Raw genomic sequence first — 14,303 nt, forward strand, 5'->3', positions numbered from 1 at the left:
GTGCTGCGTCGCCACCAGCGACTCGCACTCGACGCGCTCGACCTCGCCTGGCAGGAAGGGCGGACCCGCGCCTGGGTGGTGCTGCCGCCCGGGGCGGGCAAGACGCGCGTCGGCCTGGAGACGATCTGCGCGCGCCGCGCCGCGGGCGCGGTGGGCCGCGCGGTCGTGCTGGCCCCCAACACCGCGATCCAGGGGCAGTGGCTGACCCAGGCGAGGGCGCACGGGCTGGACGCCGGCGCCGAGCGGGACCTGGCCGCCGAGGTCTCGGTGCTGACGTATCAGTCGCTGGCGGTCTTCGACGCCGACGCGGAGATCGACGACGACGGCGACGAGACCCCGCTGCTGTCCCGGCTGCACGACAACGGCCGGGCACTGGTCGAGGCGCTGCGCGCGGCCGGCCCGATCCTGCTGGTGCTCGACGAGTGTCACCACCTGCTCGAGGTGTGGGGCCGGCTGCTCGGGGAGCTGCTCGAGGAGCTCCCGCACGCCCAGGTGCTCGGGCTCACCGCCACACCGCCCCAGGCCCTCACCGCCGAGCAGGCCGACCTGGTGGCGCGGCTGTTCGGCGAGACGGTCTTCGAGGCCTCCATCCCGGCGGTGGTCCGCGAGGGGGACCTGGCGCCGTTCGCGGAGCTGGTCTGGCTGACCACCCCGACGCCGGCCGAGTCGGACTGGCTGGCCTCGCAGGCCGCCCGCTTCGACGAGCTGGTCACCGAGCTCACCGACCCGGACTTCGGCAGCATCTCGTTCCTGGCGTGGCTCGACGCCCGCTTCGTGACGGCGGTGGGCCCGACGCTGTCCTGGAGCGCGCTGGCGCGCCGCGAGCCCGTGCTGTGCGCCGCCGCCCTGCGGATGCACCACGCCGGACTGCTGGCGCTCCCGACCGGGGCCAGGCTCACCGAGGAGCACCGGCACCCGCCGTCCGCCGACGACTGGGTGGCGCTGGTCGACGACTGGCTGACCCGGCACCTCTCGCGCACCGGCGACCCACGCGACGACGCCGTCGTGGAGGCGGTACGGCGCGCGCTGCCCGGCGTCGGCTACCAGTGGACGCGCCGGGGCATCCGCCGCGGGCGCTCCCCGGTCGACCGGGTGCTGGCCCGCTCGGAGTCGAAGACGCGCGCCGCGGTGGAGATCGTCGGTCACGAGCACGCGCAGCTGGGCGCGGACATGCGGATGCTGGTGCTCTGCGACCACGAGCGGGCCGGCGCCACCCTGCCCGCCGGACTGCACGGCGTGCTCGACCAGCAGTCCGGCTCGGCGCACGCGGTGTTGGAGGCGCTGCTGGCGGACCCGGCCACCCGGGCGCACGGCGCGCTGCTGGTGACCGGCCGGACGGTGGCGGGGGCCCCCGACACCCTGGCGGCGCTGATCGCCCACGTCGCGCACCGCGACCCGGAGTTGGCCGAGCGGCTCGAGGTGGTGCCGGACGGGGCCGTGGCGCGCCTGGAAGGGCCGTGGACCAGCCGCACCTGGGTGGGTGACGTGACCCGGTTCTTCGAGGACGGCGGCGCCCGGGTGCTGGTCGGGACCCGCGGGCTGCTCGGCGAGGGCTGGGACGCCCGCCGGGTCAGCGGGCTGGTCGACCTGACCGCGGTGACCACCACGACGGCGGTCGTGCAGACCCGCGGTCGCGCGCTGCGCACCGACCCCGCGCGCCCCGACAAGGTGGCGCTGAACTGGTCGGTGGTCACCGTCTCGCCCGAGCACCCCAAGGGCGCCAACGACTGGGACCGGCTGGTCCGCAAGCACGAGGGCTTCTTCGCCGTCGACCAGGACGGCGACGTCGTCGACGGCGTGGCGCACCTCGATCCGGAGCTCTCGCCCTTCGCGCCGCCGCCGGTCGAGCGCTTCGACGAGCTCAACGCCCGGATGGTGGTCCACTCCGAGGACCGGCGCGGCATCCGCGCGCGCTGGCGGGTCGGCGAGCCGTACGCCGACGAGACCGCCCAGACGGTCCGGATCCTGCCCAGCAACCGGGCCAGGATCGGTGGCGCCCGGGCGGGCGTGCCCGCCGTCGTTGTGCACGAGCGCGGGCTGCAGATCCGCGCCGGTCGGCGCCCCGCGTTCACCGACGGCGCGACACCGTGGTGCCTCGGCGCCGGGGCCGCCGCACTGGTGGCCGCGCCGCTGGCCGGCGGCACCGCCGCGCTGGTCCTCGCGATCCTGGCGGCCGGGCTGCTGCTCGCCGGTGCGCTGTCCCACGTCCGTGCCCTCGCCGGGTACGGGCGCGAGGTGCTCGCTCAGGCGGCCGAGCCCCCGGCGCTCGCGCAGGTGGCCTGCGCGGTGGCCGACGGTCTGCGGGCCGCCGGGCTCACCGCACGCGGCGCCGACGCGGTCGAGGTGGAGATCGACCACGAGGGCGAGTACCGCTGTCGGCTGCGCGGGGTCAGCGAGACGGAGTCGGTCGTCTTCGCCAGCGCCCTGGACGAGGCCGTGTCGCCGATGCTGACGCCGCGCTACGTGCTGCCGAGATGGGTGGTGGCGCCCGGGGCTCCCGGGCTCGTCGGCGCGCTGCGCGCGGCGTACGGCCGGGTCCGGACGGACGGCGTGGTCTGGCACGCGGCGCCGACGTCGCTGGGGGTGAACGCGACCCGCGCCCAGGGGTACGCCGCGGCCTGGGACCGTTGGGTCGGTGGGGGAGGGGCGCTCTACACGGGGTCGCCCGAGGGGGCCGGCATCCTGGCCGCACAGCAGGGCAGCGACCCGTTCGCGGTGAGCACGGTGATGCGACGACACTGGGCATGAGAGCGTCCGGCTGTCACACTGCGCTGCGTGAGCGATGTCGTGGCCGACGTACCCCGGTGGGTGGCGCTGCCCTGGGGGCGGCTGATCCTGGTGGGCCAGCTGCTGGTCTTCGTGCCGCCGGCGCTGGTGGCCTGGACCTCGGCGGTGGACGGCTCGATCTACCTCCCGCTGCTCACCCTGACCGCGACGTTCCTGGCCGGTCTGACGCTGCTCGTGGTGTCGCGCTGGAGGGTGGTGGGTCTCCGGGTGGTCGGCGCCACGATGCTCGCCGCCGGAGTGGAGCTGACCCTGAGCGTCGCGCTGTTCGTGGCCTACTCGGCGCTCCATCCGGGATGGGATCTGCTGGACCGGTGAGCGTGGGCTACCCGCGGGAACAGGTGCGCCCCCGCTCGAGCTGCCAGCCGGTGGTCGCTCGCCGCGTCCGACTGCGCCGCGATCTCGGTCAGGGGGACGTCCACGTCGTGCAGCACCGGGTCGGTGGTGAAGCCGGTCTGGGTGCGGGAGGCACAGGCCCATGCGGCGGAGTCTGGCGTGGCTGGGGCGGCGTTCCCCTTCGGCTCAGCGGGTGACGTCCACCTGAAGCCAGGTGAAATCACCCAACAGGTCCGCACTCACCTCCTCGTCGGTGACCAGGTCCCGGTCCGGCAGGAACCGCACGGTCGTGCCGGTGTGCCCGGTGGCCGGCAGCTCGATGAGCTCGGAGACCGGCACTCCGCGCTCGTAGGGCTGGGTCCACGAGCCTTCGAGGCGGTGGTTGGTGTGCTCGAGCCAGGTGCTGAGGGCGGCGACGACCGAGATCGAGGCGTCCCTGTGGAAGGTGAGCGCGCAGCACCCGCGGCGGCCGAGGGACTCCGCTTCGTCGTCGGCGTACGCCAGGACCTCGAGGACCAGGTGCTCGACGCCGATGCGTTCACTGGTGCCGGCCTGGGCCCGGATCTGGCGCAGGTGGTCGTGGTCGACGAGCTTCGCCCAGTCGTGCGTCGTGTTCGTCCAGGCGGCGCGGTCTCCCATGCGCCGAACCTAACGGCGGGCGTGGTCTGGCACGCGGTGCCGACGCCCCCGGAGCCTGCGCGACAGCCGGGGTCCTAGCCGGCGCCACCCGAGCCACTGCAGCCAGATCGCCAGGGCCCCGAGCGCCACGCCCCCCGCGCCGTTGATGACCAGGGTCGGCGTCGTGCCCACCGGGTCCGCGAGGATCGCGACGGCCGGGTCCTCAGAGTCGTAGTAGACGCGCTGCGGGCTCGTCGAATCGCCGTGTTCTCGGCTGCACCAACCTCGAGCGTCCGTGGCGACGGCGTAGCTGCGCCCGGCGACGACGTACGCGACCCGGTTCGGGCACGACTCTCCCGGGTCGTCGAAGGTGCCGACCACGCTGGCATCGGTGCGGAGGACGGTGTCGATCTCCTGCACCATCACCACGCAGCCGCGCAGGCACAGGAGCGTCGCGAGCACCCACAGCACCCACCCTGCCCACGCCGGGACCGAACCCCGGTTGCGGGCGGTCGCGAGGTCGATCACCACGAATTCCCGCCCATCACGCGCTTGGTGCCTGCAGCATGGTCGCTATTGTGCGCGACGAACACCCCCACCGCTGTGCGCCGCCGCCATGTTCGGCGAGAACGGTTGTTATTGGTCGGCGACGAGGCCGCCAAGGCGACCTGGATCAGATCAGTAACCTGCTCTAAGGTCGCGAGCACGTCGTCTCGACCGAGGAGCGCCCGTGACTGCTGACCAGATCACCCAGGACCGTGCCCGCGAGATGATGCGGCTGCACCGCGATCCCGAGCTGTTGACGGTGGTCAACGTCTGGGACGCGATCACCGCCAAGGTCGTCGGCGACGTGCCGGGCACCAAGGCGCTGGCCACCGCGAGCCACTCGATCGCGGCCTCCTACGGCTACGAGGACGGGGAGCACATCCCGCTCGACCTGATGCTCGAGGCGATCGGGCGCATCGTCGAGGCGACCACGCTGCCGGTGACCGCCGACCTCGAGGGTGGGTACGGCGACGCGGCCGAGGCGGTGCGCCGAGCGATCGGTCTCGGGGTGGTCGGGGCCAACATCGAGGACCAGATGAAGCCCCTCGCGGAGGCGGCCGGCCAGGTCGAGGCGATCATGCGGGCGGCCGAGGCCGAGGGCGTCGAGTTCGCGCTCAACGCGCGCACCGACGCCTTCCACCTGCAGCGCGAGCGCGCCGCCGCCGACAACCTCGCCGATGCGGTCGAGCGCGGCCGGGCCTTCCTCGACGCGGGCGCGCCCCTGGTGTTCGTGCCGGCCGTCCTCGACGAGGACCAGATCGCCACGCTGGTCGAGGCCTTCGGACCGCAGCGGCTCACCACCATCGGCATCCCCGGCACCCCGCCGCTGGCCCGCCAGCAGGAGCTCGGGGTGGCCCGCGTCTCCTACGGGCCGCTGGCCCAGAACGTCGCGCTCACCGCCCTGCAGGAGCTGGTCGAGGACGTCCAGCGCGGCGGCGGGGTGCCCGGCACGATGCGGGTCCTGAACTGAGACAGCGATAGGGGACCATGGGGGCATGACGTCACCTCGCTGGTTCACCGACACCAAGGAAGGCCACGCCCAGTGGTACATCGAGCGCTTCCGCACGATGGCAGCCGAGGGGGCCGACCTCGACGGAGAGGCCCGGCTCGTCGACGCGCTCGTCCCGCGGGGCTCGCGCATCCTCGACGCCGGCTGCGGGCCCGGTCGGGTGGGTGCTGCCCTGCATGCGCGTGGGCACCAGGTCGTCGGCGTCGACGTCGACCCTGAGCTGATCGCCGCCGCGCAGGAGGACCACCCCGGGCCGACCTGGATCACCGCCGACCTCAGCGAGCTCGACCTCGACGAGGAGCCTTTCGACCTGGTCGTGATGGCGGGCAACGTGCTGCTCTTCGTCGCCCCCGACACCGAGCGCCGCGTGCTCGAGAGGCTCGCCGCGCACGTCGTACCGGGCGGGCGGCTGGTGATCGGCTTCCGCCGTCAGGACAGCTACACCTTCGAGCGCTTCGACGAGGACCTGCGGGCCGCCGGGCTGGTCGTGGAGAGCCGGTTCTCGACCTGGGACCTGGTGCCCTTCGACGCCGACTCCAACTTCTCGGTCACGCTGCTGCGCCGGCCCTGAGGAAGCCGACGCCGGGAGCCGACGCAGATCCGCAAAAGTCCTGTGGAATAGCTCTTGTGTGATCGAACACACGTTCGATAGAATGGAGCATGGCTCGCACGACCCCCTCCTCAGACGCTCCCGGCGCCGCTCTGCGGCCCGCCACGGGGCCTGAGGGGCTGCGGGCCGTGCTCCACGCTCTGGGGGCTCTGGAGGGCGTGGATGACGCCGAGCGGATCGACCTGATCCGCCTCTTGGAGGAGCTCAAGGCGGCGGCCGCCGCGGCGCAGGCCCGGATCGAGGTCGCCTTCGACGCCTCCCAGCGCCGCGAGCAGGCCGCGGCCGGAGTGCGTGCCGCGCACCAGGGCAGGGGAGTGGCCTCGCAGATCGCCGCCGCGCGGCGGGAGTCGCCGCACCGCGGGTCGCGTGCGCTGGGCTTCGCCAAGGCCCTCGTCCACGAGATGCCGCACACGCACGCGCTGCTCGCCAGCGGCGTGCTCTCGGAGTGGCGCGCCACCATCCTGGTCCAGGAGACCGCCTGCCTGGCGGTGGAGGACCGCGAGGCCGTGGACCGGATCCTGTGCGCGGACCCGGCCCGTCTGGAGGGTCTCGGCACCCGGCAGATCAAGGCCGAGGCGATGAAGCTGGCCTACCGCCTCGACCCCGCCTCCGTCGTACGACGCCGGGCTCGGGCCGAGGCCGATCGGCGGGTGAGCATCCGCCCCGCCCCCGACACGATGGTCCAGGTGACCGGCCTGGTCCCGATGGTCCAGGGAGTCGCCTGCCACGCCGCGCTCAGCAAGGCCGCCGACGCGCTCGTCGCGGCCGGGGACCCGCGCAGCCGCAGCCAGATGATGGCCGACCTGTTCGTCGAGCGGCTCACCGGCCAGGCCCGTGCGTCCGCCGTCTCGGTGGGCGTCGAGCTGGTGATGACGGACCGTGCCCTGCTCGGCGTCGACGACGCTCCCGCCCACGTCCCCGGCCAGGGCTCGCTGCCGGCCTGGCTGGCGCGCCGGGTCGTGGCTGAATCCGCCGACGACACCAGCGGGGCCCTGCAGGGCTGGCTGCGGCGGCTCTACGCGGACCCGGTCAGCGGGGAGCTGGTCGGCCTGGACTCGCGGGCCCGGCACTTCCCCGACGGCCTCGGCAGGTTCATCGACGTGCGCGACGACGGCGTCTGCCGCACCCCCTGGTGCGACGCGCCGATCCGGCACCGCGACCACGTCGTCGCCGTCGAGTCCGGCGGCCCTACCTCCGCGGGCAATGGTCAAGGGCTCTGCGTGCAGTGCAACCACGCCAAGCAGGCGCCCGGCTGGCAGGCCCGTCCGCGGCCCGGCCCACGGCACAGCGTCGTCACGATCACCCCGACCGGACACTCCTACCGGTCGACGGCTCCACCGCTGCCCGGTCGCGCTGTCCAGGTGCGCAGCCGCCTTGAGTCGTACTTCGCGGAGCTGGTCGCGAGTTAGCTGGGCATGTCGCTCGTGTGTGGCGCTACGCTCCGTCGGGCTCGACCGGGCCTGACGGCAACAAGGAGACGACATGCTGAACCGACTTGCGGGACTTGCTCTGATCACTGGGCTGGCCGCAGGGCTGAGTGCTTGCGGGAGCGACGCCCCGATCACGGCGAAGTCGGAGAAGCAGGAGGAAGTGCCGCCCCTGACCGCTGAGGTCGTGCACACGTTCTTCAGTGAGGATCCGCTGGCTCGGTTCGCCATCGAGTTCAAGAACCCGGGCGAGACGACCCGAGCCGGCGTCACCGCCACCTGGAAGGCGCTCGACAAGGACGGCGTGATCGTGGGGACGTACGACGCCGAGCTCGGTCCAGTCGAGCCGGGCAAGGCGACCTACTACGTCGGCGGTGCCGGAGGAGCAAACCTGACTGGAGTTCCTGCCCAGGTGGAGGTCGAGGTGACCAACGAAGGCGAGGCCGTCTCTGAGGGCGAGCCCGCCGGTGTGTCCGTCGGCAAGGTCGAGTTCAAGAAGGCGGGAGATTCCTACATCCCGGGTGTGCGTTCGTACGAGGTCTCCATGGTGCTGACCGCGAATCGCGATCTGAACGCGGCGGACATTGATTCCGCTGTTCTGCTGCGTGACAAGGCAGGCAAGGTCGTCGGTGCTGATTGGGCCGACACGTCCTTGGTGCCCGCGCAGGTTGCAGCTGGCGAGAAGATTCGCGTGACTGCCGACGTCATGGTGCGAGAGGGCACTCCCGTCTCGGTCGAGGGCTACGCCTGGGAGTAGGACTCGGCTGCCACTGTCCCGCCGTGCGGCCTCAGAGCGTCAGCGGCTCGTGCGGGTCCAGGGTCAGGCCGTAGCGGCGCAGCGCGTCGTCGAGGATCGCCCAGATCCCGCGTGCCAGGAAGTCGGCCATCTGCTGGAACGACGTGGTGCCCGGATTGTCGACCCAGCGCGTCGCCGCGGAGTCGACGTACCCGACCAGCCCCCAGGCGAGCGGCTCGGCGAGGCTGGTGTCGACCTCGAACAGAGTGAGGTAGCCGGCGAAGAGGTCGGACAGGTGCTGGGCGATGCTGCCCTTGATGTCGGTGACCACGTCGGAGCCGTCCGCGCCGGTCACCGAGCGCCGGGTCAGGTAGCGGTAGAGGTTGCTGTGCTCGGTGAGCCAGCGCAGGTGGGTGGCCACCGCGGTGGCGATCATGTCCGCGGGCGTGCCCTGGGGGTTCCACACCGGCTCGAGCTCGGCGGTGACCAGCTCGACGGCGCGGGCCGCGATCGCCTGGTTCAGCTCCTGGGCGCCGGCGAAGTGCTTGTACAGCCGGGTCCGGGCCACTCCGGCGCGCTGGGCAATCTGCTCAGTGGAGACGTCCGGCCCGTGCTCGGCGATCGCGAGCAGCGCCGCCTCGACGAACTCCGCGCGCCGCCGCTCGTGCTGCCCCGACCACCGCCGTGCGCGACCGTCGACGACCGCGTCGGAGGAGTGACCAGGGTCTCGAGACATGTGGCGATCCTACGTGGACAGGGTCTGGTCATTAGGGGGTACGTCGCGTACCGTGCAACTTGTGGGTACGACGTGTACCCGCTACGCATCGATCGATGGAGGCTCAATGACCACGTTCGCGCAGCCCACGGCCCCCAGCTCGACCGGATCCGTCAACGACATCTCCCGGCGTCTCCTGGAGTCCTCCGAGGAGCTCTCCTACGACCCGGCCACCGAGGTGGACTGGGACGCCGACCTCGACCCGTCGCACTACGGCCTGAACCCGGAGTGGAGCACGCTCTACGGCACGCAGCTGTGGGACGAGATGACCGAGCAGCAGCGGGTCACGCTGACCCGCCACGAGGTCGCCTCGATCATGAGCACCGGCATCTGGTTCGAGATGATCCTGCAGCAGATGGTGCTGCGCGACCAGTACGTCACGAACTACGCCAACCCCGAGTTCCGCTTCGCCCTCACCGAGGTCGCCGACGAGTGCCGCCACTCGATCATGTTCGCCCGCGCCTGCGAGAAGATGGGGATTGACGCCTACTTCCCGACCCGCACCAGCATCGAGCTCGGCCGGGTCTTCAAGGCCACCGCCTTCGGTGAGGGCGCCTACGGCGGCATCCTGGTCGCCGAGGAGGTCCTCGACGTCATGCAGCGCGACTGGATGCGCGGCGAGAACGTGCTGCCGCTGGTGCGCAAGACCAGCGAGATCCACGTCGTCGAGGAGTCGCGGCACATGAAGTTCGCGCGCCAGGAGATCCGCGAGCACATGGAAGGCGTCAGCCCGGCGCGCCGGCACTTCAGCGCCACCGTGATCGCGGCCGCCGCCTACTTCATCGTCAAGAACATGGTGAACAAGGACGTCTACGCCGCGGCCGGACTCGACACCGAGCGCGCCCTGGAGCAGGTCCGCAGCAACGAGCACCACAAGACGATGATGCGCGCGAGCTGCGCGCACCTGATGCACTTCCTCGCCGAGGTCGGCCTGCTCACCCGCCCCGCGATGGCCATCTACAAGCGCGTGGGAATGGTCTGAGCCGGTGGCGTTCGCGATCACGCAGGCCTGCTGTGCCGACGCCTCGTGCGTGTCGGTGTGCCCGGTCAACTGCATCAGCCCCACCCCCGAGGAGCGCGCCTTCGGCAGCACCGAGATGCTGCACATCGACCCGAAGGTCTGCATCGACTGCGGCGCCTGCGCGGACGCCTGCCCAGTGGACGCGATCAAGCCCGTCGACCTGCTGCGCGGGCCTGAGGAGGTCTACGCCGACATCAACGCGGCCTGGTTCGCCGAGGGCAACACCACCCCCGAGTGGGGTAGCCCGGTCTTCCCGCCGTCGCTGCCCAACGGCTCGGCGCCGCTGCGGGTCGCGGTGGTCGGCACCGGTCCCTCGGCCGGGTACGCCGTGCAGTCCCTGCTCAGCACCAGCTGCAAGATCACCATGGTCGACCGGCTCGCCGACGCCGGCGGTCTGCTGCGCTACGGCGTGGCCCCCGACCACCTCGACACTCGCCGGATGGGGGAGCGCTTCGCCGCGTTCCACGCCCACCCGCGGGTCCGGATGCGGCTGGGCACCGAGGTCGGCGTCGACGTCAGCCACGCCGACCTGCTGGCCGAGCACGACGCGGTGATCTACGCCGTGGGTGCGGCCTCCGACCGCGCGCTGGACATCCCCGGTGAGGAGCTCGCCGGGTCGATGGCCGCGCGCACGTTCGTGGCCTGGTACAACGGCCACCCCGACGTCCCCGACGCCGCGATCGACCTCTCCGCGGAGCGTGCGGTGGTGATCGGCAACGGCAACGTCGCCCTCGACGTCGCCCGGATCCTGCTCGCCGAGCCGGACACCCTGGTGGGCAGCGCGATCGCGCCCGACGCGCTGGCCGCGCTGCGCCGCAGCCGGGTGCGCGAGGTCGTGCTGGTGGGCCGCCGCGGCCCCGAGCACGCGTCGTACAGCCGCTCGGAGCTGCACGCGCTGCGCGAGACGCCCGGACTCGACGTGGTGGTGGACGGCGACGCCGACCTGGCCGCCGCGATCGGTGTTGCGGGCCAGCGTGACAAGGGCTCGTGGTTGCAGGGGCTGCCGATCGAGCCGGTCGACTGGTCGGCCCCGCCGCCGGCCGGACGCCGGCTGGTGCTGCGCTTCCACGCCACGCCGGTCGAGGTGCTCGGCGACGCCGCCGTGAGCGCCGTACGGCTTCAGGAGACGACCGGCGCCGGGGGAGCGGCGGAGATCCCGGCCGGGCTGGTGCTCCGCTCGATCGGCTACCGCGGCGTCGCCGTGCCCGGGCTGCCCTTCGACGAGGCCACCGGCACGATCCCGCACCAGGCCGGGCGGGTCGTCGACCCGGCCACCGGCCAGCCGCTGCCCGGCACCTACGTCACCGGGTGGATCAAGCGCGGCCCGGTCGGGGGCATCGGCACCAACCGCGGCTGCGCCGCCGAGACCGTCGGCTCCCTCTTCGAGGACGCGGCCGCCGGGCGGCTGCCGGTGCGTCGCCGGCTCCCGCTGGTACGCCGTATCGTCCGCGACGTGGTGGGGGCGTAAGGCGCCGCGGCGGGATCTGGTTGCATGGGCGCCGTGACGAACGAAGACGCCGCCGAAGAGCTGGGACGACTGCGCGGGAGCATCGACAACCTCGATGCGGCCCTGGTGCACCTGCTCGCCGAGCGGTTCAAGTGCACCCAGCAGGTGGGCGAGCTCAAGGCCCGCGCCCAGATGCCGCCGGCCGACCCGGAGCGCGAGGCGTTCCAGATCGAGCGGCTGCGCGCGCTGGCCGAGAGCTCCGGCCTCGACCCGCGGTTCGCGGAGAAGTTCCTGAGCCTGATCATCGACGAGGTGATCCGCAACCACCGCACGATCCAGGGCGCGGAGGGCTGAGCGCTACTGCGTCGACGCCGGCGGCTCGGTGAGCACCCGCAGCGCCAGCTGCGTGGTCGCACCGACGCCGAGGTGGCCGACGACCCGCGAGACCCGGTCGGGCGGGAGCGGGAGCAGTCCGGGGGAGCCGGGCACGTCCGGGGTGAGCCCCAGGTCCAGGTCGGTGCGCCCGGACATCATCGAGAGGTTGAACTCGTAGCGCTCCCGGGCGCCCGGGGCGGTGAGCCGCTTGAGCAGCCCGGCGCCGATCCGGCGCAGCCCCATCTCCTCGCAGTAGGAGTCGAGCGCCGCCACCAGGTTCTCGCCCGCGCAGTGGTCGATGTCGGCCCACACCGCCTGCATCGAGCCCAGCTGGGAGAGCAGCAGCGGCGCGGTCTTCTCGCCGATCCCCGGTACGCCGGGGAGGTTGTCGCTGGCGTCGCCGCGCAGGGCCGCGAACTCCAGGTAGCGCTCGGCCGCCACGCCGTACAGCGCCTGGATGCGGGCCGGGTTGAGCAGGGGCGAGGCGTTGATGCCGCCGTTGATCAGCCGCAGCACCTGGGTGTGCGCGCTGATGTGGGCGAAGGAGTCGCGGTCGGAGGTGATGATCACGCAGTTCCACCCCTCGCGCTCGGCCCAGGTGGCGGCCGAGGCGTTGACGTCGTCGGCCTCCAGTCCGGGCGGCGTCAGGGTGTGGAAGCCCAGCGCGTCGAGCAGCGCGCCGGCACGCTCGAGCTGGTCGACCAGCTCGGGGTCCTTGGCCGCGCGACCGGCCTTGTACGCCGGGTAGGCCGTCTCGCGCACCGAGGAGCGCCGGTCGTCGAGGCCGAAGAGGACGGCGTCGGGCGCGAACTGGTCGATCGCCTCGAGGATCTGGCGCAGCATCCCGTGCAGCGCCCAGGCCGGGCGGCCGGTGCGGTCGCGCAGGTCGCTCTCCCGGCGCGCGTGGTGGTTGCGGTGCAGCAGGGAGGGCGCGTCGACGGCGAGGAGGAGGCGGCGCTCGTGACCGGTCAGCGCCCGGCCTCGAGCGATCCGAAGTAGTGGGCCAGGTAGAACGCCATCGCGCCCGCGGCCGCCGCGGCCGTCAGTCGGTCACGGGTGGTCGTGGTCCGCCCCCGCAGCAGCAGGCTCCCGGCGGCCAGGTTCATCGTGCTCCAGGCGACGTTCGCCAGCGGCGAGGACAGCCCCACCCCCGGCGGCTGCGCGAACGGCGTCGGGAACCGCTGGCCGCTCACCCCCTTCACCCCGTGCGGCACGGCGTTGACCAGCAGGGCCCCCCCGGCGAGCGGGCGCACGGTGGCAGCGATGGTCCTCGAACGGCTCACGGGTGGTGCCTCTCGCTGCGTCGGGTGGGAGATCGGTGCTGAGAACAACCATTGCCTATGACGGGCGTCACATGGTCTGCTGCCCCCGACCTACCCGCAGGTAACGAGAGGGAGCCTAGTGCCGACCATCAATCTCAGGGGGATGGTGGCCGCGATCGCGGTCGCAGTCGTCATCCCGATGTCAGCAGGACCCGTCCACGCCGAGGACCCGCTCCCGGCCTTCTACCAGGCGCCCGCCACGCTGCCCGCAGCCAACGGCGACCTGGTCCGCAGCGAGCCGATGCGCTTCCTGCTCGATCCGGCCGGAGCGAGCGACGTCGCGTTCTCCTCCACCCGGGTGCTCTATCGCTCCACCGACCGCACCGGCGACCCGATCGCGGTGTCCGGCTCGGTGCTCGTCCCGAAGAAGCGCTGGGTCGGGCCCGGCAAGCGCCCGGTCATCGGGTACGCCGTCGGCACCCAGGGCATCGGGGACAGCTGTGCGCCGTCCCGGATGTTCAGCGAGGGCATCGAGTACGAGGGCGTCTTCATGGCCGGCCTGCTCGCGCGCGGCTACGCGATCGCGATGACCGACTACGAGGGTCTCGGCACCGCGGGCATGCACACCTACATGGATCGGGAGTCGCAGGGCCACGCGGTCCTCGACGCGGTCCGCGCGGCGCAGCGGCTGCCCGGCAGCGGACTGGCAGCCGACAGCCCGGTCGCGTTCTACGGCTACTCCCAGGGCGGCGCCGGCAGCGCCTCGGCCGCGGAGCTCGCTGCGACGTACGCCCCGGAGCTCAAGGTGAAGGGCGCGGTCGCCGGCGCGGTGCCCGCGGACCTGACCGCACTGCCCGGGGCGATCGACGGGACCCTGTTCTCGCTGTTCACCTGGTTCGCGATCGCCGGCCAGACCGCCAGCTACGACGTCGACATGGACCCCTACCTCAACGCCGCCGGCAAGGAGATGTTCGCCGAGATCGCCGACGACTGCGTCTTCGACCTGTTCGGCTCGGCGTTCAAGAGCTCCGAGGACTACACCGCCGACGGCTCCAGCCTGGCCGAGCTGATCACGCGCGAGCCGTTCCGCACGATGATCGACGACCAGCGCATCGGTCGCCGGGCACCGAAGGCGCCGGTGCTCCTCACCCACAGCCTCCTCGACGACGTGGTGCCCTACCGGGTCGGCAAGCAGCTGGCCAAGGACTGGTGCGCCGGTGGCGCCAACGTCCGGCTCAGCACCAACGCCAGCCCGGGCCACGTGGGCGGGATGCTGAACAACGCCGCGGAGGTCTACGGGTTCCTCGAGGCACGCCTGGCCGGCCTCCCGGCCACGTCGTCCTGCTGGCGGCTGTGA

General features: G+C 72.6%; 15 protein-coding genes. 10 read left to right on the plus strand and 5 right to left on the minus strand.

Annotated elements, in window-relative coordinates:
• Window positions 1–2,748, plus strand: coding sequence for a DEAD/DEAH box helicase (locus tag AC6EH9_RS16430; RefSeq protein ID WP_498424585.1), 2,748 nt, complete (start codon window positions 1–3; stop codon window positions 2,746–2,748).
• Window positions 2,749–2,775: 27 nt separating this feature from the next.
• Window positions 2,776–3,102, plus strand: a complete 327-nt coding sequence (locus AC6EH9_RS16435) for a hypothetical protein (RefSeq protein WP_498424587.1) — start codon at window positions 2,776–2,778, stop codon at window positions 3,100–3,102.
• Window positions 3,103–3,306: 204 nt separating this feature from the next.
• Here the strand turns inward: AC6EH9_RS16435 and AC6EH9_RS16440 are convergent, their stop codons facing one another.
• The gene (locus tag AC6EH9_RS16440; protein ID WP_498424588.1) at window positions 3,307–3,759 is read right to left on the minus strand and encodes a hypothetical protein; all 453 of its coding nucleotides are present in this window, start codon (window positions 3,757–3,759) and stop codon (window positions 3,307–3,309) included.
• A 9-nt stretch (window positions 3,760–3,768) separates the two neighbouring features.
• Entirely contained in the window at window positions 3,769–4,266 is a 498-nt protein-coding gene (locus AC6EH9_RS16445) for a hypothetical protein (RefSeq protein ID WP_498424590.1), read from the minus strand.
• Between the two features lie 202 nt (window positions 4,267–4,468).
• Here AC6EH9_RS16445 and AC6EH9_RS16450 point away from each other — a divergent pair, with 202 nt between their 5' ends.
• The 4 genes from AC6EH9_RS16450 to AC6EH9_RS16465 all read left to right on the plus strand — a co-directional run bounded on the left by AC6EH9_RS16450 (window position 4,469) and on the right by AC6EH9_RS16465 (window position 8,087).
• Window positions 4,469–5,254, plus strand: a complete 786-nt coding sequence (locus tag AC6EH9_RS16450; protein WP_498424591.1) for an isocitrate lyase/PEP mutase family protein — start codon at window positions 4,469–4,471, stop codon at window positions 5,252–5,254.
• 25 nt (window positions 5,255–5,279) lie between these two features.
• Window positions 5,280–5,864 (plus strand): class I SAM-dependent methyltransferase, encoded by a 585-nt coding sequence (locus AC6EH9_RS16455; protein WP_498424593.1) that lies wholly within the window; start codon window positions 5,280–5,282, stop codon window positions 5,862–5,864.
• Window positions 5,865–6,031: 167 nt separating this feature from the next.
• A complete protein-coding gene (locus AC6EH9_RS16460; RefSeq protein ID WP_498424594.1) occupies window positions 6,032–7,312 on the plus strand; it encodes an HNH endonuclease in 1,281 nt (426 codons plus the stop codon).
• Between the two features lie 73 nt (window positions 7,313–7,385).
• Window positions 7,386–8,087: a hypothetical protein gene (locus AC6EH9_RS16465; RefSeq protein WP_498424596.1), complete on the plus strand. Its 702-nt coding sequence runs from the start codon at window positions 7,386–7,388 to the stop codon at window positions 8,085–8,087.
• 31 nt (window positions 8,088–8,118) lie between these two features.
• Here the strand turns inward: AC6EH9_RS16465 and AC6EH9_RS16470 are convergent, their stop codons facing one another.
• Window positions 8,119–8,802 (minus strand): TetR/AcrR family transcriptional regulator, encoded by a 684-nt coding sequence (locus AC6EH9_RS16470; RefSeq protein ID WP_498424597.1) that lies wholly within the window; start codon window positions 8,800–8,802, stop codon window positions 8,119–8,121.
• A 106-nt stretch (window positions 8,803–8,908) separates the two neighbouring features.
• On the opposite strand from AC6EH9_RS16470, the gene AC6EH9_RS16475 reads away from it, so the two are divergent.
• The 3 genes from AC6EH9_RS16475 to AC6EH9_RS16485 are packed head-to-tail and all read left to right on the plus strand — an operon-like array spanning window position 8,909 to window position 11,663.
• Window positions 8,909–9,823: an AurF N-oxygenase family protein gene (locus tag AC6EH9_RS16475; protein WP_498424599.1), complete on the plus strand. Its 915-nt coding sequence runs from the start codon at window positions 8,909–8,911 to the stop codon at window positions 9,821–9,823.
• A 4-nt stretch (window positions 9,824–9,827) separates the two neighbouring features.
• The gene (locus AC6EH9_RS16480; protein ID WP_498424600.1) at window positions 9,828–11,330 is read left to right on the plus strand and encodes an FAD-dependent oxidoreductase; all 1,503 of its coding nucleotides are present in this window, start codon (window positions 9,828–9,830) and stop codon (window positions 11,328–11,330) included.
• Window positions 11,331–11,363: 33 nt separating this feature from the next.
• On the plus strand, window positions 11,364–11,663 hold the full coding sequence (locus AC6EH9_RS16485; RefSeq protein WP_498424601.1) for a chorismate mutase: 300 nt from the start codon (window positions 11,364–11,366) through the stop codon (window positions 11,661–11,663).
• Between the two features lie 3 nt (window positions 11,664–11,666).
• Here the strand turns inward: AC6EH9_RS16485 and AC6EH9_RS16490 are convergent, their stop codons facing one another.
• Window positions 11,667–12,674 carry a 5'-3' exonuclease gene (locus AC6EH9_RS16490; RefSeq protein WP_498424653.1) on the minus strand — a complete coding sequence of 336 codons (1,008 nt, stop codon included), beginning with the start codon at window positions 12,672–12,674 and terminating at the stop codon, window positions 11,667–11,669.
• Window positions 12,653–12,967, minus strand: coding sequence for a hypothetical protein (locus tag AC6EH9_RS16495; RefSeq protein ID WP_498424603.1), 315 nt, complete (start codon window positions 12,965–12,967; stop codon window positions 12,653–12,655). Before AC6EH9_RS16495 ends, AC6EH9_RS16490 begins: the two co-directional genes overlap by 22 nt.
• A gap of 142 nt (window positions 12,968–13,109) precedes the next feature.
• Between AC6EH9_RS16495 and AC6EH9_RS16500 the strand changes: the two genes are divergently transcribed.
• Entirely contained in the window at window positions 13,110–14,303 is a 1,194-nt protein-coding gene (locus AC6EH9_RS16500) for a lipase family protein (RefSeq protein ID WP_498424604.1), read from the plus strand.

Source organism: Nocardioides sp. Z21_20, from assembly GCF_059766585.1.